Origin of the sequence: Mesorhizobium japonicum MAFF 303099, from assembly GCF_000009625.1 — a bacterium.
Classification (GTDB): domain Bacteria; phylum Pseudomonadota; class Alphaproteobacteria; order Rhizobiales; family Rhizobiaceae; genus Mesorhizobium; species Mesorhizobium japonicum.
Genome location: NC_002678.2, coordinates 5,492,480 through 5,514,347, shown reverse-complemented (window position 1 = coordinate 5,514,347; position 21,868 = coordinate 5,492,480). Strand labels below are relative to the sequence as shown.

Genomic DNA, 21,868 nt, shown 5'->3' with positions numbered 1-21,868 from the left:
ATGTCGTTGGCCATCTGTAAAGCAAGCCTGCGGCACGCGAGGAGCTTCGAGCATTTGAGCCCGTGGCGTGCGCCCCCTTGGCCGGCGGTCGATCCATGGTCATTGTGTGGCGGGTAAGCATTCACTAGTCTTTCGGCTGGGTCGAGGATCGCACGCATGACGCCGAAACTGAACCGCTGGAAGCGCTTCGCCGACTGGGACGAGCGGCCGTTGCGTCTGGACAAGTTTGCGGCGGAAGACCCTGCCAACGGCTTCTCCGCTTTCTCCAGCCCAGCCGATCCGAAACCAGGCATCGGCATCAAGGACGGGCGAGTCATATCCCTCGATGGCGTGCTCGAACACGACTACGATATGATCGACCGCTTCATCGCCCGCCATCACATCGATCCGGAGGTGGCACCTGAAGCGATGGCGCTGGACTCGGCGACCGTCGCCCGCTGGCTGGTCGACATGAACGTGCCGCGCGAGACGCTGGTGCGGCTTGCCCACGGCATGACACCTGCGAAACTCGCTGAGGTCGTGTCGCAGCTCAACGCCCTGGAGATCGCCTTCGCCTACTCGAAGATGCGAGCCCGCAAGACACCGGGCAACCAGGCACACGTCACCAACGCCAAGGACGATCCGCTGCAGCTCGCCGCCGATGCCGCGACCGCCGTCGCCTTTGGCTTCGACGAGATCGAGACGACGATGCGCGTTTCGCGCAACGCCTGGTCCAACGCGGTGGCGTGTGCGGTAGGCGGCGCGGTCGGTCGCTGGGGAACGCTGTTCCAATGCTCCAGCGAGGAAGCCGAAGAGCTGCGCATCGCCATGGCGGGCTTTACCTCCTACGCCGAAACCGTTTCCGTCTACGGCACTGAAAAGTCGTTCACCGATGGCGACGACACGCCGTGGTCCAAGGCATTTCTGGCCGCCGCCTACGCCTCGCGCGGCGTCAAGATGCGCTGTACGTCTGGTGCCGGCTCCGAGTTGCTGATGGGCTTCCATGAAGCCAAGTCGCTGCTCTACCTGGAGGCGCGCTGCCTCTGCCTGCAGCGCGGCATGGGGGTGCAAGGCACGCAGAATGGCGGCATCGACGGAGCGCCTTTGACCGCCACTATACCCGGCGGTGTTCGCGAGCTGATGGCCGAGAACCTCATCGCCGTCTGGCTCGATCTCGAATGCGCGTCTGGCAATGACGCGCGGTCGACCGAATCGGAAATTCGCGTCGGCGCCAAAATCCTTCCCTACCTGATTGCCGGCTCGGACCTGATCTGCTCCGGGATGGGATCGATCCTGAAATACGACAACTCGTTCAACCCGTCGCTAATCAACGGCGAGGAATTGGAAGATTATCTTGTGCTGCAGCGCGATTTCGAGGCCGATGGCGGGTTGACGCCGCTGCCCGAGTCACGCGCGATCGAGCTGCGCGAGCGGGCGGTGGAGGCGATCGCCGCCGTGTTCGAGGAACTCGGCCTTTCCTCACCGACCGAGGACATGAAGAGCAGCGTGGTCTACGCTTCCGGTTCCGACGATACACGCAGCCTGATGCCGCGCGACGTCAGCTTTATCAGCGAAGCCATCAAGGAGCGCGGCATCACCGTGATCGATGTGGTCAAGGCGCTGGCCAAGCGTGGATTCCGCGAAGAGGCGGAGAACCTCCTCGACGTGGTCAAGCTGCGCCTTTCCGGTGACTATCTCCAGACATCGGCGATGATCCGCAATGGGCGGATCGTCAGTGCGGTCAACGATCCAAACGACTATCTCGGCCCGGGTTCCGGCTACCGCGTGTCCGAAGAACGGCGCCTGCAGCTCAATGACATCCGCGATGTGCTGGACCAGAAGGAAGTGCTGCGCTCGGAAGCCCTGCACGAGAAGGACGAGGCAAGGCACATCCGCTATCGCAACCTGGGGCCCGCGGCCAACGGATCGGCGAAGGACGATGTGGTCATCGGCATCAGCCCGGCTTTCGGGCTGAAGCTTTACCGGACGACGGCCGGACATCGGCTCTCCGAAGTGCTCGGCGCCATGCTCGATGCGATCCACGCACGCGGGCTCAAGGCGCGCGTCGTCCGCTTCCGCCATACGGCCGATACCTCCTTCCTCGGCCTGTCCGCCGCGCGGCTTGCCGGCAGCGGCATAGGCATCGGCATCCAGGCCAAGGGCACGGCCGTCATCCACCAGCGTGACCGCCAGCCGCACAACAACCTCGAACTGTTTTCCAATGCGCCGATCACCCGGCTCGAGCACTATCGCGCGCTGGGTGCCAATGCGGCGGCCTATGCGCTGGGCGAAATGCCGGAGCCCGTCGTGGTGCCGCAGCGGGGCGAGGCCATGGGGTCTCGCTACCACGCCCGCGTCGCCCTCATCTACGCCATCGAAACCGGACTGACGGAGGCTGGTGCGGCTCCCGAAGAGGTCGACGTCATCCTGACAGGAGTGAAATCGTGACCCACACGCGCGCCGACTATCCGCTCGCCGAAACACAGCCCGGCGCCGTAAAGGGCAAGCGCGGCAAGTCGCTTGCCGAGATAACGCTGGATTCGGTGCTTGCGGGCGACGTGACGATGGAAGACCTTCGTATCACCCCACAAGCGCTGCAGGCACAGGCCGATGTGGCGCGCGATGTCGGACGGCCGACACTGGCGCTCAACTTCGAGCGTGGGGCGGAGCTTGTCGAGGTGCCGCAGGATTTCATCATGCAGGTATACGAACTGCTGCGCCCCGGCCGCGCCAAATCCAAGGAAGAATTGCTCCAGGCCGCCACCACGATGCGCGATACCTACCAGGCCGAACGCATCGCCCGTTTCATCGAAGAAGCCGCCGAGACCTACGCGGCTCGCGGCCTTTTCACATTCCGCTTCTGAAAGGACCGCATGAGCTGGAAAACCGGATTCCGTTCGCTCTACTATCTCGGTGCGCCCGAGCCGGATGATCCGGTGCTGGTGCCGGCGCAAACCGCCATCCTGGTCATCGACGTTCAGAACACCTACCTGAAGCGGCCGGATCGCGCATCGCTTTCACAGCAGGAACAGCATCGCTACGATCTGTGGACGCCGTTCCACGAGCGCATGCACGGCACGGTCATACCGAACACGGCAAGACTGCTGGCGCTGGCAAGGCAAAACGGCATCGAATGCCTTTTTGCCCGCATCGCCTGCCACACCAAGGACGGGCGTGACCGCTCACTCTCTCAGAAAATGCCGGGCTGGAACAATTTGCTGCTGCCAAAGAACGACGCACCGTCGCAGCTGGTTGCCGAGCTTCAGCCGGCCGGCGACGAAATCGTGGTGACCAAGACCACCGATTCCGCGCTGACGGGGACGAATCTGCGCCTGATCCTTCACAATCTCGGCATCAGGAATGTCATCTGCTGCGGCATCTTCACGGACCAGTGCGTGTCCTCGACGGTACGCAGCCTGGCGGATGAGAGTTATGCCGTCATCGTGCTCGAGGATTGCTGCGCGGCGGCGACCGAGGATCTTCATCGCAAGGAGCTCGAAATCATCAACATGATCTATTGCCACGTGATGTCGAGCGGCGAGCTATGCAAAATCATGGCCTTGGCAAAGTGACGCTGCGTCCGTAGTGTCGTGGCTGCACGAGCAGGCTGGGACACATCGGCCGCCCTGTGCGGGGAACTGCAGACAGCTGTCACGAATGGAGAGGGCTTCATGGCCATAGAAACTGCACGCGGGACGATCGACGTCTCGAAAAGTAACAGCATCAATCTTTTGCACTCCAAGGCCGTGGGGCTCGCCGGAGTGCTCTTCCTGGCCGTCACCGGCGCGGCGCCAATGTCGGCGATGCTGGGCAATGTCCCGTTCGCGGCAGGCTACGGCATCGGCAAATACACGCCGGCAGCCTTCCTGATGGCGACGATTGTGCTGACCATCTTCTCGATCGGCTATGCCGCGATGGCATCGCGCGTATCGTCGGTCGGCGGCTTCTACTCCTTCATCAGCCAGGGGCTCGGCCGCGAGGTCGGCATGTCGGCGGGCATCGGCTCGCTCGCCTGCTATTCGCTGTTCGAAGCTTCCCTCACCGGACTGTTCGCCTTTTTCGGCAATCTGTGGCTTTCCCAGCATTTCGGCATCAACGTGCCGTGGATCGTGCTGGCGCTCGCCATGATCGTGGTCATCGCAGCGCTTGCCTACCGCGACGTGAAAGTGTCGGCACGGCTGCTCGGCATAGCCCTCATTCTTGAAGTGATCATGCTGGTGATCTTTTCGCTGGGCGTGATTTTTGCCCATGGCGGGACGAATTTTTCCGGCGATTCGCTCAATGTGTTCAAGGTGTTCACGCCTGTAGCCGAGCAGAAGGTCGGCGATGTCGCCATACCGGCGGGCGAAGCGGCCGTCGGCATCTTCATGGCGTTCTGGTCGTGGGTCGGCTTCGAGATGGCGCCGAACTATGCCGAGGAATCCCGCGATCCGAAGCGCATCATTCCGCAATCGCTGCTGATTTCGGTCATTGGCCTTGGCCTGTTCTACACCTTCGTCAGCTGGTGCGCGGTGGCGGCCTATCCGACCGAGGCCGATATGGTAGCCAAGGCCTTCTCCGACGGCGTGAACTTCTTCCTGACACCGGTGCAGAGTTTTGTCGGCGGCTGGGGCTACCAGCTGATGTCGCTGCTCATCCTGACCAGTTCCTTCGCCTGCGGCATGGCCTTCCACAACACCGCTTCCCGCTATTTGTATTCGCTGGCGCGCGAAGGCGTCCTGCCGCAGGCGATCGCCGAGACGCATGACCACCACAAGAGCCCACACAAGGCCTCGGCGCTGCAGTCGGTGCTGGCGGCGGTATGGGTGCTGCTCTACGGTCTGGCCTACGGCTTCGACGATCCGTCGGGACAGGCCTGGCTGGGCGTCTATACGCTGTTTGCCGTGCTTGGCACCGGACTGCTTTTGGTGCTGCAGGCCGTTGTCTCGCTGGCCATCTACATGTGGTTCAAGAAGAACGGCGGCGGCAGCATGCTGACGACTGTCATCGCGCCGTTGATCTCGCTGGTTGTGCAGTTGGTCCTCGTCTACACGCTGGTCGCCAATCTGGCGACCCTGGGCGGCACCAATGGTTTCGCCAGGAGCATCCCCTATGTCGGGCTTGCGATCCTTATCGTCGGCCTGATCTGGGGCTTCGTGCTGAAGTCGGCCAACCCCAAGGCGTATGAGAACATCGGTCACATGGTGAACGAGGGCTAGGGCATTCCTCGCCCTGGATTTTCTTGCCTCACGGGGACGGAGCATCACTCTGTCCCCGTCTCATTTTGGAGCTTCAAGTCATGACCCAGTCTTTGAAGGGTCGGTCCGTCGTCGTCACCGGCGGGTCGAAAGGCATCGGCAAGGGCATAGCGCGGGTGTTCGCGCTGTCGGGTGCCAAGGTCGCCATCGTTGCGCGCCATCCCGACCAGGCCGAAGCCGCGGCCGCCGAGATCGGCCACGGCGCCTTTGGCGTGGTTGGCGATGTGACCTCGCTCGCCAGCATCGAGAGCGCGCTTGCAGTGGTAGCCGCGAGAAACGGCAGTATCGACGTTTTGTGCGCCAATGCCGGCATCTTCCCGCAGGCACGGCTCGAAGACATGACGTCGCAGCAATGGGACGAGGTTGTCGACACCAACCTCAAGGGCACCTTCCACGCGGTCAAGGCAGCGGTTCCCTATCTCAAGACGTCGAACCAGGGCCGCATCGTGCTGACGTCGTCGATCACCGGCCCGATCACTGGTTTTCCCGGCTGGTCTCACTACGGCGCCACCAAGGCGGGACAGCTCGGCTTCATGCGAACGGCCTGCATCGAACTGGCGAAATACGGCATCACCGTCAACGCCGTCATGCCGGGCAACATCGTGACCGAGGGCCTTGTCGGCCTGGGCGAGGACTACCAGAAGACCATGGCCGCCTCGATCCCGCTCAAGCGGCTCGGAACCGTGGAGGACATCGGCTACGCCGCGCTCTACTTTGCGTCGAAGGAAGCCGGCTACGTGACGGGACAGACGATCATCGTCGATGGCGGCCAGATCCTGCCGGAGAGCCTGGAGGCACTGGCATAGAGTGGTTCAAAACTTGCTCAGATAGGCCTCGCACAGCCCGACCGTTCCCTCGGTATAGGGAAGGCCCATCGACTTGGCGAGGTCTGTCTCGGCGTGCGAGCCGATCCACGCGACCAGGAGCAGACGGCGCAGCATCACGAAGGTCGGGATCTCGTCTTCGTCCGCCTTGGGCAGGTCAAGCACACGGCGATAACCGGTGGTCCATGACCGGATGAGATCGGCTGCCTGTGGCTCGTGCTCGTAGAAAGAGATGGGCGTCGCCGCGTCGTACATATACCAGCCGAAGCCGCAGTCGTCGAAGTCGATGACCTTCACCGTCTTGCCGTCGATCAAAAGGTTGGCGAGCCGCAGATCGCAATGGATGAGGCCGAAGCGGTCATGGCCCTTGCCGAAGGCGGCGAGCCGGCGGCCGATCAGCTCCGCGGTGCGGCCAAAAAGCCTGGCTTTCGCGGCGTCGACGCCGATGCCGTCACGCCAGCGTCCCCAATGCGGCCTCTCCTCGCCAAGGCTTGTTTCGAAATCCCACACATGGCGGCTGAACCAGGAAGGGCGCTTCCACTGCCGGGCGTGGATGTGCATGCGGGCCGTCACCTCGCCCAGCAGCTCGAAAGGTTCGCCAAGCGCCTCGCCTATGCCCGGCTCCGAACCGGTCTCCCATTGCGACAACACGACATGGCGTGGTTGCGCCAATCTGGCATGGCCGACACGCTGGATCTGTTCGCCGTCCTTGCCCGCGACCGGCACGGGCGTGAGGACGATCCCGGTCTGGCGCAGATCGGTCAGCCAGGCCAGTTCAGACTGAATGGCCGTCCTTGAATGGTAGCCGTCGCGATGGATGCGGAGCGCCCAGCGCCGGCCGTCGCGAGCCGCAATCTTGTAGGTCGCGTTCTCCGACAGGTTGATCATATCGACGGAAACGTCCGCCGGCAGATCGTAGTTGGCGGTGGCCGCTTCCGCCGTTTCCTGCAGGATCCCGAGTTGCTGGTCGTGGGTGAGCGAGTCGAAATCAATCACTGTCCGTCCTGCCCTATCCTTGCAGACCTATCCCCTACCGGAACCCGCGCGATCCCGGCAGGCCCAGCCGCCAGCTCGAACTGGACGCCCAACAATTTCAACGAGGGCTGGACCATGTCAACTCGCCTTGCCTGCCTGATGCAGCAACTCCCGAGCGCGCGGCATTGCCGCATCGAAGCGATCCATGATGTCCCGACAGGTTTCGTGATCCAGAAGAACACCGGGCTTCCATTGCAGCACCCGCTTGTCGAGCGACGAGAAGATCGCCCAGACGCCCTGCTCGTAGAGTGCACGCGACACGAAGACGGCGCCTTCGAGGTGATTGCTGAATTCCAGCCCGAGGATCACGCCCTTCTGGCGCACCCCGGTGAAGATATCGCCGTGACGAACCAGCATCTCGCGCATGGCCTGCGCCATGAACTCGGTCACGGTCCCGACATTGGCCACCAGTTCGGGCCGCTGCAGCATCTCGATGACCTTGTGGCCGACGACACAGCCGAGTTCGGCCCCGCCGGTGGTCGAAATGTGGGCCGCCCCATCCTCGTTGAGCCAGCCGCCGGCTCTCTCGTTCACCAACGCCGCGCTGATCGGATAGAGGCCGCCGGACAGGCCCTTTGCCGTCACCATGATGTCCGGCTGGACGCCATAGGCCTGCCAGCCCCACATGCTGCCGGTGCGCATCAGGCCGGTCTGGACCTCGTCGGCGATGTACATCGCGCCATGCTTTTCGCACAGCGCCTTGCAGGCGCTGAGATAGCCATCCTTCGGCATCGGGAAGCCGTAAGTGGCGGGGATTGTCTCCATGATCAGCGCCGCGACGTCTTCGCCCTCGAGCGCCCGTTCCATGGCGTCGATATCGTTGAAGGGAACCTGGATGAACGTCTCCGGCTGGTCGGAAAGAAAGATCTTGGTGAAGCGATCGTCGCCGGTCGCCACGGCGAGCCCCGAATGTCCGTGATAGCCCTTGATGATCGACACGATCTTGCGCCGCTTGGTGGCATAGCGGGCGCTCTTGATGGCGATGTCCACCGCCTCCGCGCCGCCCGGCGCGAAGATCGCGTATTTCATTCCTGGCGAGACATTGACGAGGGATTCGGCCAGCGCCGTTCGCGCCACGGAAGGGAACCAGTGGTTGCCTATGTCGAAATAGTCGAGCGCGCTCTTCAGCGTCTCGACCAGCTCCGGATTGCGGTGACCGAGATTGTAGGTGCCGCCATTGAGGTGCAGGTCGATCAGGCGGCGCCCCGACATGTCGTAGAGGAAATAACCCTCCCGCTTGCCGATCACCAGATCGATCCCGGCCTTCTGCCAGAACCTGGTCTTGTCGGGATTCCAGAAACGCATTGCCTTGTCGAAAAAATCCTGCTTCGACTCGAACTCGAAGGGGCCGAAGTCATACATGCCTGTCTGGTCCTCAAAGGTTGATCGGCGCGCAGCGGAGCGGGCGAGGCTCGTCCGCCGGATGATGCAGGATTACAAGCCGGCGAGAAAGGGTGGAGAGGGATGATCCTGAAGGACAGGACCGCGATCGTCACCGGCGCGGGATCCGGCATCGGCAGGGCGGCGGCGCTGATCATTGCGCGCGAGGGTGCGATGGTCGGCGTGGCGGATCGTAGCGCCGACGGCGCCAACGCCACCGTCGACCAGATTCTTGCCGCAGGTGGCCGGGCAAAGGCGCTTGTGTTCGACCTGACCGACGACCAGGCGCTTGAAGCCGGTTTTCACGATTTCATCCACACTCAGGGCAGGATCGACATCCTGCACAATCATGCCGGCGTACAGGTCGAAGGCGACGTGCTCGGAGTGAGCGTGAAAGGCTTCGATACCTCCTGGACGCTCAATGTGCGGGCTCACTTCCTCGGTGCCCGTATCGTCATGCCATTCATGAAGAAGGCAGGCCGCGGCGTCATCCTCAACACGTCGTCGAGCTCCGGCGTGCTCTACGACCGCGAGATGATCGCCTATACGACGACCAAGCACGCGGTGATCGCGATGACCAGGCAGATGGCCGGCGACTATGGCCGCTTCGGCATTCGCGTCAACGCGCTTTGCCCGGGTTGGGTGGACACGCCCTTCAATGCGCCTTTCATCGCCCAGATGGGAGGCCGGGAAGCCATCGAAGCCTACATCCGCGAAAGGGTGCCGCTTGGCCGTTGGGCAACCGTCGAGGAGATCGCGGAGGCAGTACTGTTTCTGGTGTCTGACCGGTCCTCGTACATGACGGGTCAGATCCTGGTTGTCGATGGAGGAGAAACGGTGATCTAGCTTGTGGAGAAAGGCCCGGATCGTGCCCTCGACGGCGTAGGCGGGGATTCATGGCGACTACACATCTTGATCAGCACAATGTAGTTCAATCTGTATTTGGCTTTGGCGAGTTAGTAGTTCGCCTCCTCCACCATCACGCACCGGCCGCCGAGATGATCTTGGACCTGGTCATCGTAAAACTGCCCGAGGAGTGGCCCGGCACGAACCACTGCCCGGCGATTTCGGTCGCGCCGTCATTGATCTCGCCCAAATACTGAATGACAGCGTATTTTTTGGCTTCGCTGACGTAACGCTTCAAAAAACGCACATCGCGCCCTACGCGTCGGCCTTCTAAAGTTGCGAACGATGGTCTCACCGCCGCCACGGCGCCGTCTTGGTCATGAATTTCACCGGTAAGCCGTCCATCGGATTCGCTTATGGTGGCAGAGAAGCAACCGGGAGCCTTCTTGGCGGTCAGGTAGCTGAATATCCCCTGCCACGACCCCGACAGATTAGCAGGCGCTGGTTCCGTGCCGCCGGGCCACAATTCCGTTCGAGGGATATTGACGACGTCCGCCAGTCGGTTGATCCGCGCGCTGGTGGGGTTTCGTCGTTTGCAGGAGAACTGGTTTCAGCGGCAGAACCGACTTCCGCCGGAACATGATCTGGCGCGTCGCTTGCAGTCAGGCGGATGGCGCTGCGGGTGGGGCTTCGTGCGCGCTGGTCTTCAAGTCCGATGCCTTGGCTAAAGCGCGTCGCGACTGAACAATTGATGCGACGCGCCTCCCGGAGCCTTTTGCCGACGAGACCTGACCGCCTCCAGCAGTTCGCGCTCGCTGGTGTGAGCATTTCGAAAAATGGACACAACCATCACCGCCAAGATTTCGGCGTCCGGGTCCAAGGGGTCGAGGTTTTCATCCGAGCAGGCCTGTTCGAACACGCGTTCGCAAATAGCCAGATCGTGAGGGCTCAGGCAGGTGCGATTGAAACGTCGACGCAGCATCTGTGCGAACCTTTCAGGGCCTGCCCCCTTGCTTTTGGCGGGCTTTTGCTGATGAACCGCTGAGGCGATGGAATTCTTAAGCGATAATATCGTCCACAGTGTATTGGAATCAGTTACCTTTTACCTGATGATTCCTCTGTTAAGATCCCCAAAATCACGGCACACTCACGAGCTCTATACTGTCCAGCAATCATAAGTTGGTAGTAATCTCGCCGTTTGTTTTCCGGGACGTGGAATCCACGCCGAAATTCCGCCGCTTCCTTCGGAGTTCGAGTGCATCCGAGTTTACTGGCGGTGACTTTCAAACTCGCCAGAGAGCATCCGATTCTTTCCGCAATAACCTTCAACGGCTCGTTGTTACCGTATCCATCAAGGATTATCTTGCGCCGAGCTTCGCTGTCGAGTTTTGTGTTCATTCCTGCGGCCTCCTCAACTACTAATTCACGATGCCAGATTCTATACGCATCGGGTTGAAGAGTGTCGTTAGCTTCGCATCCATAAACTTATCACGGAATGCATTTCTCGGCGCGATCCAGCGTGATCGCCGTTTCGGTCGGATCGAGTTCCGCCTTGCCAGATGGCTGAAGTACACCACATGATTGAGAGGGGCATGGGCATACCCGATTCGGATATGGCACCACGCGATGGACACTAAGAGGCAAGACGAGGCCCCGGCGAGGCAGCCGCAGGACCGTGATAGGCGTCGTTGGCCGCGCGAAGGTCAACCCCACGACGAGGCCGCTCCATCGCTCGCGCCGGTGCTCGAACCTCTGTCCTTTTCAACGCTCGAACTGGCGCCAGGCGATCAGTTCGCCGCTTGGCAAGTGCATATGGCGCCGCTTGTCGATATCAGATTGCCGGATGACAAATCGCCGGACGATGGCTTTCCCGCCTCCCACACAGCTTGGAATCTCGGTGGAATGCTGATCGTTCAGCAGCGCGCGCCGGCACATAGCTACATACGTTCCGCCGCCAAGCTCCGATCCAGTTCGATTGACCATTGGTATATCGTCTTGCCACGTACTGGCCGGTCGTGGACGGAGGTCGATCGCCGCGTTGCGGAGACCCAGTCAGGCAAATTGGAGATCAGATCGCTTGGCTACCCGTTTCGGGGGAGAGTAACGGACTCGGAAAGTCTCTTTCTCTATCTGCCGCGCGATTTGTTCTCTGATGCGACGTCAACCCTCGACGCAAAGAACAATTCAATTCTGACCGGCAACTTTGCCGACCTCTTGGTCGACTACGTCAATAGCGTCGAAGCAAGACTGCGCAGTCTCACGGCTGAAGATCTGCCCCGTATCGTACACGCAACGCGCAGCATGATCATTGCCTGCCTCGCGCCTCCGGCGGAACATGCTGCGACCGCTGAACAATTGGTGAGTGTCGCGCTGATGGAGCGAGCGCGTCGATACGTCCAAAACAATCTGGATGCGGCTCACCTGACGCCGGATGCAATGTGCCGGGCTCTCGGCGTATCACGCTCCCGTCTCTATCAATTGTTCGAACCGAGCGGTGGTGTTCTCCATTACATACAAAGTCGCCGACTTCTGGCAGCCCATGTTGCGCTCAGCGATCCGGCGGACAGCCGGCGAATTGTTGATATTGCTGAGACCTTCGGCTTTAGTTCAGCGGCTAATTTCAGCCGGGCATTCAGCAAGGAATTCGGTTACAGTCCCCGAGAAGGCCGCAATACCATGGTGTTGCCGCGCCCCGCCCACTCTGTTTCGCTTGCTGAACGCGAGAAGACCTCTTCCTTTGAAGGATGGCTCAAAGCGCTCGGAAGCTGAGTGCAGGACCGGCGATGATCGAGATGGGGCGGGCTCAACATGGCGACGGGTCTTGCCGCCTCATCGGCCAGAATATTTCGTGTCGCGTCCACCCACGCCGTCAATCATATAGCCAATTCCCGCCAATTTTCGATTTATTGACGAACTGGGACTGTTCATCGTTATCACCGCCAACCGCAGCGGAGCATACATTGCAATTACGCCGTATCGGCACTTGTTAAGACTGCAAGTTGAAAGTTTGCCAAGTCTGGTAGTTATGCTATTTCTACATTGGGGGACGTGGATTCGCACCGCCTATGGAGGTGGTTCTTGCACCCAGAGGCATCAGGCGTCGGCTCGGAGAGTGGGGGGCCTCCCTCAAGCGATGCTCTGCGTCCCGGCGAAGCGCTTCTCGCTGACCTTTTGGCGAACACGACCGAACTCTTGTCGTTCTATGACCGCGACTTCTGTCTGACGCACTACGCAACTACGCTCAAAGGCGTATACGGAGGCGTGGTGGCGACGGGCGCCGCCATCTGGGCGATCTACCCGAGCTTCCTCGATGCGAGGTGCCGCGACGAATTTCTTCGGGTGTTCCAGGGCGGCTCTCCGGCAAGCATCGACTTGCCGCCATCATCGGGCGAAGCGCCCCGGTCCGTTTTCGTCTTCGGCACCGCGAATGGTGTGGGGATCATCGAATCAAGGAAGCATGGCGGGCGAAGCGCGGCGGAGGAGCAGGAGCGTGGAATTCTGCTCCATCTGGCGACGCACGACGTGCTGACTGGACTGCAGAATCGGCGGCGATTCGGCGAGCAGTTGCAGCAGGCACTGGCGGCCCTCGGTGAACCAAAGCCGAAAGCCGCCCTGCTGCAGATCGACCTTGACGATTTCAAATCGGTCAACGATACGCTCGGCCATGGAGCGGGCGACACGCTTCTGCAGCTGGCTGCGGGTCGTATCCGCGACGCGCTGCAGGACGGCGAATCGGCATACCGGTATGCCGGCGATGAGTTCGCAGTCATCCAATTGGGAAAGGAGCAGCCAGCAGAGGCTGAGCGCCTCGCCGGATCGCTGGTCGACGCCTTCAAGACCCCCTTCGTCATCAACGGCATCCCCGTCTTCGTCGGCTCGAGCATCGGAATTGCTTTCGGGCCCGAACACGGGACCGATGGCGAGCAGTTGATGAAAGCCGCTGACATTGCTCTTTACGCAGCCAAGACCGATGGACGCGGCTGCGCTCGAACATTCAACCGTTCGATGCTGCTCTTACTCGAGCAACGCGAGAATCTGAGGCGCAGCCTTCGAACCGCGCTGGAGCGGGGCGAGCTTTATCTCGAGTATCAGCCGCTCATTCGCCCTCCCGCGTCGGTGATCGGTTTCGAAGCGCTGTTGCGGTGGCGGCACCCCGAGGTCGGAATCATTCCTCCCAGCGTGTTCATACCGATCGCCGAAGCCGACGGCCTGATGGACCAGATTGGACGATGGGTGCTCGAGGAAGCCTGTCGCCAGGCATTGACCTGGCCTTCCTCGCTGACAGTCGCAGTCAACCTCTCGCCGGCTCAGTTCCTTAGCGGCACGCTGACAGACACGGTCGCCCAGGTCATCGACGCAGTTGGAATCCGGGCCGACAGACTTGAACTTGAGATAACTGAGACGGTTCTTCTTGAGAAGACGATCGACAATATTGACACGTTAAATACTCTGAATGTCTTAGGAATACGAATTTCGCTCGACGATTTCGGTACATACTATTCGTCGTTGAGTTACCTCAAGAACTTTCCATTCGACACATTGAAGATAGACCAATACTTCATTGCAGACCTAGAGACCGATCTCAAGAGCCAGACGATCGTGCGATCGATCATCAGTCTGGCGCACGGCCTGGGAATAAGCGTCACCGCCGAGGGGGTCGAGACGTCGGTACAGGCACGGTGGCTGATCAAGGAGAACTGCGATTGCCTGCAGGGTAATTTCCTGGGTCGGCCGCTTGGAGCCGAGGCAACCAGCGATTTCATCAGGCGGTCCCCGTTGAGGGTGGTACGCGCGATGGAGGCAAATCGGGCGGTCTAGGACGTAGACTCATTACCGCGTAGCCAGATGCGGATTGCGACGAGTTTGAGGGCGGCAAGATAGTTCTCAGCCAGCTTGTCGTATCGGGTTGCGATACGACGGAATTGCTTGGCCTTGTTGAAGAAGCGTTCGACGAGGTTGCGCGCCTTGTAGAGGAAGGGACTGAAGCAGATCGCGTCCTTGCGGTTGGCCTTGGGCGGAATGTTGGCCCATGCCTTTCGCTCGGTGACAGCATTGCGCAAGGCGTTGGCATCATAGCCCTTGTCGGCGAGTAGCATGGCACCCTCCGGCAATTCCTTGATCAAGTCCGCTGCGGAGGCGATGTCGCTCTTCTGGCCTGCCGTGAGCGTCAGCTTAATCGGCCTGCCTTGGGCGTCGACAAGAGCATGGATTTTGGTTGTCAGCCCGCCTCGGGAACGACCGAGACAATGATCTCGATCCCCCTTTTTGCCGTCGCGCCCTGCTGATGGACGCGAACAATGGAGGTGTCGATCATCTGCACCGTGCCGTCATGGGCTTTGGTGATGGCATCCATGAGGCGGTCCCACACACCTGCTTTCCGCCATCGGACGAAGCGATTGTAGCAGGTGGTGCGCGGGCCGTATCGCTCCGGCAGATCGCGCCATGGCGCACCCGATCGCAGCACCCAGAAGATGCCGTTCAGCACCCTGCGGTCGTCAACGCGCGGCACTCCTCGCGGCTTGTTGGGCAACAGCGGCTCGATCGCGCGCCATTCGAAGTCAGTCAGGTCATATCGGCTCATGTGGAGCCTGAATCAGAAAACGGCGTGGTATGGAAGCCTAAATTGCGGGCGGTCAACGACTCTTACAGCCGGACCTCTTCGACGGGATCGCCGCGCTCGAATTCCCACGCCCTAGCCATGTTCAACACATCCTCAAATGGCTCATCGGGGTGAGAAGTCGTGGATATAAAGCGTGTCTCGTCGCTTCCGTCACCGACGACGATCTCGTCGATAATGTCTTCAACCCTCGCGCAGCCTGGTCCGACCACGGCCACGAGCGATACACCGTCATTCAGACATTGCTCAACAAAGCCATCGAGCAAGGTCTCATCCGATACCGGAACGTGAAGAATTAATTTGCGGGCAAACGGCATAGTCAGACTGTAAGCCGACGGGTGATTGCTTTCCAGCGTCTCAATCATCCAGCGTTTATGAGTTCACGACCTAGCGCCTTGCACCCTTTGTTAACGGTGAAATGGAGATTTGTAGAAACGATCGAGGCAGATACCGCACAATTCTTCGAGTCGGTGCGAGACTGACTCATGATGGACGCGGTGAAATTTTCCATCTCGGAGGTCATCGCTCCACCAGGGCTCATATCGACGGAACAAGGGAATATGCCGATGGGACCTGTTCAACATGACCTGGCTGGCGAGCCGACGTTTGAGCCCATGATCCAGGTCGACATGGAAATCAAGGCTTTCGTCTCCGCTTGGAGACACTGCGATTATGTTTCGACATACATGGCGCGGATGATCAGTCAAAATAGATCAGACTCGGTCCGGCATTCAAATCTCTTTTCCTCTGCCTTTAACGAACTGCTGGAAGTCGCCTTTCGTACGCGCCTTGCCGACGGCGAATTGGCATGCAGGGTGTCTCGCCATGGCGCCACGGATAGGATCGAGCTGACATTCCCTTGCCTGCCAGAGGAGCGCCAATTCTACCAAGAGGCCCTGTCGCAAGTCGCAGGATTCGAGGCCAAGGAGCGATACCTTAACTCGGTGTCTGGGGATCTTGCGCCCAGTCGGGAGATCGTACTCCTGGAACTGGCTGTCGACTACAACGCGACACTCTGGGTCGAGGAGGCCGACGGCGATGCAATCAAGCTTGTCGTGGATCTTCCGCTTGAGGGCCTGTAAAATTGGGCCCGTACGACCTTTTCCCGCGCTTCAAGGCGCAATACGACGCGAACAACCAGGAGTTCTCCATATCGGGGGTGGTCCGGCCTCAGGCAATCGATGAGCTTGGCCCCAGCATAGCATTGCTTCGCGATGCGATCGGTCGTGTGCGCGGCGTTCTCTATGTCAATGTCAGACGCCTGACGCAGATGAACAGCGCTGCGTTTCACGCCTTTTCGAGGATCATCATCGATGCCTGCCGCGCTCGACCTGATCTCAAATTCGTCGTCATCACGTCAAGCGTGGTCGGATGGACCTCGCGAAAATTCGGTCGCTTGAGCGGAATCGAACCGAACATCACGGTCCAGGAGTATGACAGTCAATTCTATCCGGGCCAGGGCTTCCTTGAAGAAGGCGGGTTCGTTCCGATCCTCCGCACACAGACAAAGATGACATGGCGCCACGAGCGCGCAATCTTGCCGCGACACGGCATGAGGCCCGGGATCGTCATGGCCGACATCTGCTGCGGGATCGGTGATTTCGCCGTGCTCGTGCAGAAGGAGTTCCAGCCGTCGCGCATCGTCGCCCTTGACCACTCCATGTCAAGCCTCAGCTATGCTCGACGGGTGATGAAGGAGTTCGATATCCGGGGCATCGAGTATACCTATGGCGATGCGTCGGAGATGCTGCTCGACGAGGCGCAGTTCGACCTGGTCACCTGCCGGCATTCCCTTCAAATCTTCAATCGGCCTGAACTCATCCTCAAGGAGCTCTACCGCATATGCAAGCCAGGCGGGCGGGTCTACATTACCAACGAGAAGAATTCGCATTGCCTCGGAGAGCCGCGCTCCGAAAGCATTCGTTGGACCTACAACGAGGTGGCGAAGCTATTCGGGCATTTCGAGATGGACGTCGAGCTCGGGCCCAAGAGTCGGCGATACCTGGTCGAAGCCGGGTTCGAAGATATACGTGTGGAGTCCTTCATGGTCACTAACCTTGACGGCGATCCGCAGGACTTTGCCGATGTCATTGTGGCCTGGGCGGATGTCTATGCGGGCGAGATGGCGACCCGACGCGGCGACGGACCGGAGTTCATCGCACGGTTCCGGCAGGGCTTCCAGGACCACATTTTCGCTGCACTCCACCCCAAGGGCTACGCGGGTTGGCCGATCTGGGTCGCATCGGGGCAACGGCCACAATGAAAGCCGACAATGAGCCTACACCACGCTTCGGCCTGCATTCCTTTCGAGCGAAATTCGTATTGGTCGTCGGCGGCGCCGTACTGTTCGACCTCCTGTTGAGCGGCGGCCTGGCGCTTTGGAACGTTCAAAAGCTGTCGCGCGACGCCACATCGGAAGTCGGTGAGGGCCTGACGACCGCAAACCAGGAATACATTCGTTCCTATGCCGAGTCGACGGCGTTGAGCGTCGACCTGTTGCTCGATCGGGTTCATGGGGACGTCAAGGCGCTGGCCGGCGTGCTGCAGGCCCAGATCGACGATCCGAGTAGGCAGCAGCAGATCGGAGCGACGCTTTCGCATCAGGCGCCCGGCTCCGTGAAGATCGTCTACGATGCGCAGGGCAATTGGGCGCAGAATCTGCCGGGCTCGCCTTCCGTGATAAGTGTCTGGGGCTACCTGCTGGGCGCCGACCACAGTCCGCTGCCGGGCGTTCAGAAGGAAATAGAAGACAGTACCGTGATCGATCTCGTCGCGCCGACCCTCATGGCCAGCGGGGCGTCCAAGCTGCAGATGTACTATATTGGTCCAAAAGAACGACCGATCTTCAGGACGGTACCATATACGAACCAGGCGCAGACCTTCGACCGGCTCTATCCAGGCCACAACAAGGCGGAGTTCTGGGAGTTCTTCTTTCCGGGAATCTATGGTTCATGGCAGCAATGGGCCAAGAACCCAGCCTCACGTCCGGTCCCTGACGACATAACCCAGACCGCGCCTTACACCGATGCGATCACGGGAAAGCTGATCGTCAGCTTTTTCCACCCGCTGTGGACGCTTGATCGCACCGGTATCGCCGGCACGGCGGGGGCAGACATCACGCTCGATCAGCTCGCGGAAGTCGTCGAAAGGGTGAAGATCGCTCAAACCGGATTCGGCTTCCTCACGATGTCGACTGGCAATGTGGTGGCGATCAATCCGTCTGGCCAGGCGATCATCGGCCTGACTTCGTCGAGCGATGCCGGCACGCAGGGCGTCACCGGCTTGGAAAGGTCTCTGCGGGGAAGTACCCAGCCGGCTATCGCGTCGCTGCCTCTCGACCAGAACAATGACGGTGTCATCCAGCACATCATGCTCGACAACAAGGGCGAACACGTTCCCTACATCGTTGTCCTCAAGAGATTGAAGCCGACCAATCTATGGAGTTCGGGACCGGTCAAGTCCGAAACGATGTCGGTCGGGATCGTCGTTCCCGAACGGGAGATCTATGCATCCCTGTTCGCCGCGCAGGAGAGCATTTCGCGCGCAACCAATCGCATCCTGCTGTTTCAGATCGCGGCGATCACTGTTTCGCTTCTGATTGTCTTTGCGGCCGTGCTCGGAATTTCGAAGCGGATCACGGCCGGCCTCAGGGCGCTTGCCAGTGCCGCCCAGAAGCTCCAGTCCAAAGATTATTCAGTGCGCGTGAGCATTCCAACCCGCGACGAGGTTGGAGCGGCAGGGATTGCCTTCAACCGGATGGCTGAGGAGATCAGCTTTCACACTGAAAACCTCGAGCAACTCGTCGACGAACGAACCAAGGAGCTCGGGGACGCCAATCAGGAGATTTCCGCACTCAACGAAAAGTTGCGGGACGAGAACGTCCGCCTCGGTGCCGAACTCGCGGTTGCCAGACACATCCAGATGATGGTCCTGCCGAAACCAATCGAACTCGAAGCGATTCCGGGGCTGGAGATCGCAGCGTATATGCGGCCGGCAGACGAGGTCGGCGGGGACTACTACGACGTTCTGCAGAACGGTTCACGGGTCAAGGTCGGCATTGGCGACGTGACCGGTCATGGTCTCGAAAGCGGCGTGCTGATGCTGATGGTCCAATCCGTCGCACGCGCGCTGCAGGAGACCAACGAAGCGGATCCGCACCAGTTTCTGGATCGGTTGAACAGAGCGATCTACAAGAACATTGAGCGGACGAACACCGACAAGCATCTCTCGCTGGCCTTCCTTGACTTCGAGGATGGACGGGTAACGCTATCCGGCCAACATGAGGACGTTCTTGTCGTCCGTGCGGGCGGGGAAGTCGAACGTATCGACACGCTTGATCTGGGTCTGCCGGTTGGTCTGGAGAGTGACATCTCGCCGTTCATTGACACGTATGACATCAAGTTCGGGACCGGCGACGTGATCGTGCTGCACACCGACGGTGTGACCGAGGCGGAAGACCAGGACAGAAGGCTGTTCGGGTTCGAGCGCCTTTGCCAGAGCGCACGAAAACGTCACGGCGAGAGCGCCGAGGAAATCAAAACCGGGATCGTCGAGGATCTGATGGCCCATATCGGAATCCAGAAGATCCACGACGACATCACCCTCGTGATCATAAGGCACACATAGACATGACCACGCTGTTCGGCACATCTGAGCTCGCTATCGGGACGATGGAAGGTGTCAGTCGTGTGCGGCTGTTCGACGGACCACTCGACTTGAGTTGGCGTCATTGTGCCACGACCTCGGACTTCTTCGCCGATCTTTTCGCGTTGCCCTTTCAGTCGTCCCGCAATGACTACAGGGAAGTGCGCCACAGCATCGGATATCTGGTCAACGAGCTCATCGAAAATGCCGTCAAGTTTCGCGCACCGGGTGAGATCGTGATCGAGGCATCGATGGATTCGGAGTTCTTCAAGCTCAAGGTGTTGAATGACGTCGATGGTGAGGACGTGTCCGAGTTCCAGCGTCTCCTGGCGGACATCACAGTTGGCGACCCCAAGGACCTGCTGATACAGCGAATTGAAGCGAATGCCGCGAACCCCGACATGGCAGGCTCCGGACTCGGATTGCTCACGTTGATGAGCGACTATGGCGCACGCATGGCTTGGATATTCAGCACCGCCGACGAAAGCGATCGGATTTGCCTGGAGACATATGCCTCCATCCCGATCTCGCAAACTCACAATTAGATGAGGCGAAGCCAGGCTATGGAAATCAAAACAGACGACTACCGCGTGTGGATTGAAGGAAGCGATATTTTTTTCGACGGTGTCATGCGGCTTGCCAGTTCCGAAGCCGGCGCGCCTATCATGGCCTTGGCGACCAGTGCTCTTGCCTCAAATCCCTCTTCCATGACCCTCAACTTAAAGGACCTTCACTTTCTCAACTCTTCTGGCATCAACCTGCTGGCGAAATTTACCATCGAGGTGCGCAAGCATCCCGATGTTCGGTTCGTCGTGCGTGGAACGCCCGACATACCCTGGCAATCGAAATCCTTGCCGAATCTGAAGAAGCTGCATCCCGCCCTGGTGCTTTTGATGGACTAAGGTCTGTCGACGTTCAGGTGAGGCCGGCCTGCGAACGGCGGCTTCCTGCGCTTCCTGTACTCATGTAGCTAAACGTACGCTCCGTTCCGGTTCTCGGAAACCACCATTCTCGGCTCGGCCTGACCTGAATCCGCCCGAAATCAGCTGCGTACTCCAAGAGTACCGCACCGAGTGAGATATGTACTCCATGACAAGTATTTGGATGCGAAGGTAACGACAATTCGGCCTGGTGCGCAGATGCTGGCAATTGCTCGGCGGGGGCTCGGCACAGGCGGCAGGCGTCCATGTTGGGGGGATGTCGGGCTGCCTGTGCCGATTAGCCGCCGCTGCGCGATCAGAGGTGGCGTCATTGAGTAAGCGTGCCAAGGTGACCGGCGGCCGGCTGGAGTTCATTCCGCCGCAGATCCCGACTCGGGTCGAGGAGCCGCCCGGAGATGAGGGATGGGTTCACGAGGTCAATCTCGACGGCTACCGCACGCAGATCATCATCGATAAAGGCAGCGTGCGCCTTTACAGCAAGAACGGCCGTGACTGGACCACCAAATATTGGCCCATCGCGCTGGCCGTCGAGCTGCCATGCCGGGCCGCCATTATCGACGGCGATGTCATTGTGCCGGACGAGCAGAGCGCTCACGATTACCCTTCGCTGGAAGCCGCGATCTGGAACGAACCGAGCCGGCTCGCGTTCGTCGCGTTCGACATCCTCCATCTCGATGGTCGCAATCTAGTCTCCTTGCCCCTGCTGCAGCGCAAGCAGGCGCTATGGAAACTGGTTGAGCACGGCCTCGGCAGGATCCAGTACAGCGAGCATTTCGAAAGCAGTGCGCTGGCGATCTTTCGCGCCATCGAGAAGGTGGGGATCAAGAGCATCATCTCGAAGCGCGCCGACAGCAGCTACAGGAGCGGACCGTCGAACACATGGTTGAAGGCCAAATACTTCGAGGAAGCCGATTTCTGAGCATCGACGACGCTTCTGCCGCAACCGCGGCCCCAGCGCCGGCACCAGCAATGTCCTCGAGCAGGAGGTCGTGCGCGAGAAGCAGGCAGTTCAAACCTATGCCACTTTCTGCTTGAATACTTTCGACATCCCGCTGGAGCACCACCCCATCTCAAACGATCCTTTCGCCCCCTTGCGGCAACGCTTCCTTGCCCGGTGCGCCGATCAGCTCGGGCAGCTGAAGGCCATCGCATGCGAGGGCGATCCTTTGCCCCGCGGGGCGGGCGATCCGCTGGCCAGGATAGCGCACTCGCTGGCGGGTGCGGCGGGGACATTCGGCTTTCCGGATATCGGCGCGCGGGCGTCGGCGCTGGAAACGCTGCTAATCGAACAGCCGAATGAAGGAGCCGTCCAAGCCGCGCTCGATGCGCTCATCGCGGAGATTGAGCAAACGCTGAAATGAAGCG

The 21,868-nt window shown here is 60.1% G+C and carries 21 protein-coding genes and 1 pseudogene; 15 read left to right on the top strand and 7 right to left on the bottom strand.

Features of this window, described 5'->3' with window-relative positions:
- The first annotated feature begins 156 nt into the window (after positions 1 to 156).
- The 5 genes from MAFF_RS27470 (at position 157) to fabG (ending at position 6,022) form a co-directional block, all read left to right on the top strand.
- Entirely contained in the window at positions 157 to 2,427 is a 2,271-nt protein-coding gene (locus MAFF_RS27470) for a propanediol/glycerol family dehydratase large subunit (protein WP_010914270.1), read from the top strand.
- Positions 2,424 to 2,843 (top strand): diol dehydratase small subunit, encoded by a 420-nt coding sequence (locus MAFF_RS27465; protein WP_010914269.1) that lies wholly within the window; start codon positions 2,424 to 2,426, stop codon positions 2,841 to 2,843. The genes MAFF_RS27470 and MAFF_RS27465 overlap by 4 nt, the downstream gene beginning before the upstream one ends.
- Before the next feature lie 9 nt (positions 2,844 to 2,852).
- Positions 2,853 to 3,551, top strand: coding sequence for a cysteine hydrolase family protein (locus tag MAFF_RS27460; protein WP_010914268.1), 699 nt, complete (start codon positions 2,853 to 2,855; stop codon positions 3,549 to 3,551).
- A gap of 99 nt (positions 3,552 to 3,650) precedes the next feature.
- On the top strand, positions 3,651 to 5,177 hold the full coding sequence (locus tag MAFF_RS27455; RefSeq protein WP_010914267.1) for an APC family permease: 1,527 nt from the start codon (positions 3,651 to 3,653) through the stop codon (positions 5,175 to 5,177).
- 80 nt (positions 5,178 to 5,257) lie between these two features.
- Positions 5,258 to 6,022, top strand: a complete 765-nt coding sequence (fabG, locus tag MAFF_RS27450) for a 3-oxoacyl-ACP reductase FabG (protein ID WP_010914266.1) — start codon at positions 5,258 to 5,260, stop codon at positions 6,020 to 6,022.
- Positions 6,023 to 6,028: 6 nt separating this feature from the next.
- Here the strand turns inward: fabG and MAFF_RS27445 are convergent, their stop codons facing one another.
- Both MAFF_RS27445 and MAFF_RS27440 read right to left on the bottom strand, forming a co-directional pair.
- Positions 6,029 to 7,036, bottom strand: coding sequence for a phosphotransferase enzyme family protein (locus MAFF_RS27445; protein ID WP_010914265.1), 1,008 nt, complete (start codon positions 7,034 to 7,036; stop codon positions 6,029 to 6,031).
- A gap of 117 nt (positions 7,037 to 7,153) precedes the next feature.
- On the bottom strand, positions 7,154 to 8,437 hold the full coding sequence (locus tag MAFF_RS27440; RefSeq protein ID WP_010914264.1) for an aspartate aminotransferase family protein: 1,284 nt from the start codon (positions 8,435 to 8,437) through the stop codon (positions 7,154 to 7,156).
- A 102-nt stretch (positions 8,438 to 8,539) separates the two neighbouring features.
- Between MAFF_RS27440 and MAFF_RS27435 the strand changes: the two genes are divergently transcribed.
- Positions 8,540 to 9,301, top strand: coding sequence for an SDR family NAD(P)-dependent oxidoreductase (locus MAFF_RS27435; protein ID WP_010914263.1), 762 nt, complete (start codon positions 8,540 to 8,542; stop codon positions 9,299 to 9,301).
- 133 nt (positions 9,302 to 9,434) lie between these two features.
- Here MAFF_RS27435 and MAFF_RS39405 read toward each other — a convergent pair whose 3' ends face one another.
- The 3 genes from MAFF_RS39405 to MAFF_RS39395 form a co-directional block, all read right to left on the bottom strand.
- A complete protein-coding gene (locus MAFF_RS39405) occupies positions 9,435 to 9,827 on the bottom strand; it encodes a hypothetical protein (RefSeq protein ID WP_157866094.1) in 393 nt (130 codons plus the stop codon).
- Between the two features lie 198 nt (positions 9,828 to 10,025).
- Positions 10,026 to 10,283: a hypothetical protein gene (locus tag MAFF_RS39400; RefSeq protein WP_010914261.1), complete on the bottom strand. Its 258-nt coding sequence runs from the start codon at positions 10,281 to 10,283 to the stop codon at positions 10,026 to 10,028.
- Positions 10,284 to 10,396: 113 nt separating this feature from the next.
- The gene (locus MAFF_RS39395) at positions 10,397 to 10,699 is read right to left on the bottom strand and encodes a hypothetical protein (protein ID WP_157866093.1); all 303 of its coding nucleotides are present in this window, start codon (positions 10,697 to 10,699) and stop codon (positions 10,397 to 10,399) included.
- A gap of 228 nt (positions 10,700 to 10,927) precedes the next feature.
- Here MAFF_RS39395 and MAFF_RS27425 point away from each other — a divergent pair, with 228 nt between their 5' ends.
- Both MAFF_RS27425 and MAFF_RS27420 read left to right on the top strand, forming a co-directional pair.
- Positions 10,928 to 12,070 (top strand): helix-turn-helix domain-containing protein, encoded by a 1,143-nt coding sequence (locus MAFF_RS27425; protein WP_010914260.1) that lies wholly within the window; start codon positions 10,928 to 10,930, stop codon positions 12,068 to 12,070.
- Between the two features lie 309 nt (positions 12,071 to 12,379).
- Positions 12,380 to 14,119 (top strand): putative bifunctional diguanylate cyclase/phosphodiesterase, encoded by a 1,740-nt coding sequence (locus tag MAFF_RS27420; RefSeq protein ID WP_420668531.1) that lies wholly within the window; start codon positions 12,380 to 12,382, stop codon positions 14,117 to 14,119.
- On the opposite strand, the pseudogene MAFF_RS38370 reads toward MAFF_RS27420, so the two are convergent.
- Both MAFF_RS38370 and MAFF_RS27405 read right to left on the bottom strand, forming a co-directional pair.
- A pseudogene (locus MAFF_RS38370) lies at positions 14,116 to 14,882 on the bottom strand (IS5 family transposase). The gene MAFF_RS27420 and the pseudogene MAFF_RS38370 sit on opposite strands and share 4 nt — an antisense overlap.
- Positions 14,883 to 14,944: 62 nt before the next feature.
- Positions 14,945 to 15,283 carry a hypothetical protein gene (locus MAFF_RS27405; protein ID WP_010913642.1) on the bottom strand — a complete coding sequence of 113 codons (339 nt, stop codon included), beginning with the start codon at positions 15,281 to 15,283 and terminating at the stop codon, positions 14,945 to 14,947.
- Between the two features lie 201 nt (positions 15,284 to 15,484).
- Here MAFF_RS27405 and MAFF_RS27400 point away from each other — a divergent pair, with 201 nt between their 5' ends.
- The 7 genes from MAFF_RS27400 to MAFF_RS27370 all read left to right on the top strand — a co-directional run bounded on the left by MAFF_RS27400 (position 15,485) and on the right by MAFF_RS27370 (position 21,864).
- On the top strand, positions 15,485 to 16,000 hold the full coding sequence (locus MAFF_RS27400) for a hypothetical protein (RefSeq protein ID WP_032933073.1): 516 nt from the start codon (positions 15,485 to 15,487) through the stop codon (positions 15,998 to 16,000).
- A 2-nt stretch (positions 16,001 to 16,002) separates the two neighbouring features.
- Positions 16,003 to 17,181, top strand: a complete 1,179-nt coding sequence (locus MAFF_RS27395; protein ID WP_032928887.1) for a class I SAM-dependent methyltransferase — start codon at positions 16,003 to 16,005, stop codon at positions 17,179 to 17,181.
- Positions 17,178 to 19,544, top strand: a complete 2,367-nt coding sequence (locus MAFF_RS27390; RefSeq protein WP_010914256.1) for a SpoIIE family protein phosphatase — start codon at positions 17,178 to 17,180, stop codon at positions 19,542 to 19,544. The genes MAFF_RS27395 and MAFF_RS27390 overlap by 4 nt, the downstream gene beginning before the upstream one ends.
- Before the next feature lie 2 nt (positions 19,545 to 19,546).
- Positions 19,547 to 20,107 carry a slr1658 superfamily regulator gene (locus MAFF_RS27385; protein ID WP_169627208.1) on the top strand — a complete coding sequence of 187 codons (561 nt, stop codon included), beginning with the start codon at positions 19,547 to 19,549 and terminating at the stop codon, positions 20,105 to 20,107.
- Between the two features lie 18 nt (positions 20,108 to 20,125).
- Complete coding sequence (locus tag MAFF_RS27380; RefSeq protein ID WP_044549359.1) at positions 20,126 to 20,464, top strand: slr1659 superfamily regulator; 339 nt, start codon at positions 20,126 to 20,128, stop codon at positions 20,462 to 20,464.
- A gap of 247 nt (positions 20,465 to 20,711) precedes the next feature.
- Entirely contained in the window at positions 20,712 to 21,422 is a 711-nt protein-coding gene (locus MAFF_RS27375; RefSeq protein ID WP_244420629.1) for a DNA ligase, read from the top strand.
- Positions 21,423 to 21,492: 70 nt separating this feature from the next.
- Positions 21,493 to 21,864 carry an Hpt domain-containing protein gene (locus MAFF_RS27370; RefSeq protein ID WP_010914252.1) on the top strand — a complete coding sequence of 124 codons (372 nt, stop codon included), beginning with the start codon at positions 21,493 to 21,495 and terminating at the stop codon, positions 21,862 to 21,864.
- Positions 21,865 to 21,868: the final 4 nt, after the last annotated feature.

Excerpts from the sequence above, each read along its gene's own strand:
- MAFF_RS39395 (WP_157866093.1), bottom strand. The coding sequence starts at position 10,699 with ATGAACACAAAACTCGACAGCGAAGCTCGGCGCAAGATAATCCTTGAT.
- MAFF_RS27455 (WP_010914267.1), top strand. The coding sequence starts at position 3,651 with ATGGCCATAGAAACTGCACGCGGGACGATCGACGTCTCGAAAAGTAAC.
- MAFF_RS27435 (WP_010914263.1), top strand. The coding sequence starts at position 8,540 with ATGATCCTGAAGGACAGGACCGCGATCGTCACCGGCGCGGGATCCGGC.
- MAFF_RS27405 (WP_010913642.1), bottom strand. The coding sequence starts at position 15,283 with ATGATTGAGACGCTGGAAAGCAATCACCCGTCGGCTTACAGTCTGACT.
- MAFF_RS27425 (WP_010914260.1), top strand. The coding sequence starts at position 10,928 with ATGGACACTAAGAGGCAAGACGAGGCCCCGGCGAGGCAGCCGCAGGAC.
- MAFF_RS27440 (WP_010914264.1), bottom strand. The coding sequence starts at position 8,437 with ATGTATGACTTCGGCCCCTTCGAGTTCGAGTCGAAGCAGGATTTTTTC.
- MAFF_RS27390 (WP_010914256.1), top strand. The coding sequence starts at position 17,178 with ATGAAAGCCGACAATGAGCCTACACCACGCTTCGGCCTGCATTCCTTT.
- fabG (WP_010914266.1), top strand. The coding sequence starts at position 5,258 with ATGACCCAGTCTTTGAAGGGTCGGTCCGTCGTCGTCACCGGCGGGTCG.
- MAFF_RS27460 (WP_010914268.1), top strand. The coding sequence starts at position 2,853 with ATGAGCTGGAAAACCGGATTCCGTTCGCTCTACTATCTCGGTGCGCCC.
- MAFF_RS27470 (WP_010914270.1), top strand. The coding sequence starts at position 157 with ATGACGCCGAAACTGAACCGCTGGAAGCGCTTCGCCGACTGGGACGAG.
- MAFF_RS27385 (WP_169627208.1), top strand. The coding sequence starts at position 19,547 with ATGACCACGCTGTTCGGCACATCTGAGCTCGCTATCGGGACGATGGAA.
- MAFF_RS39400 (WP_010914261.1), bottom strand. The coding sequence starts at position 10,283 with ATGCTGCGTCGACGTTTCAATCGCACCTGCCTGAGCCCTCACGATCTG.
- MAFF_RS27400 (WP_032933073.1), top strand. The coding sequence starts at position 15,485 with ATGGGACCTGTTCAACATGACCTGGCTGGCGAGCCGACGTTTGAGCCC.
- MAFF_RS27380 (WP_044549359.1), top strand. The coding sequence starts at position 20,126 with ATGGAAATCAAAACAGACGACTACCGCGTGTGGATTGAAGGAAGCGAT.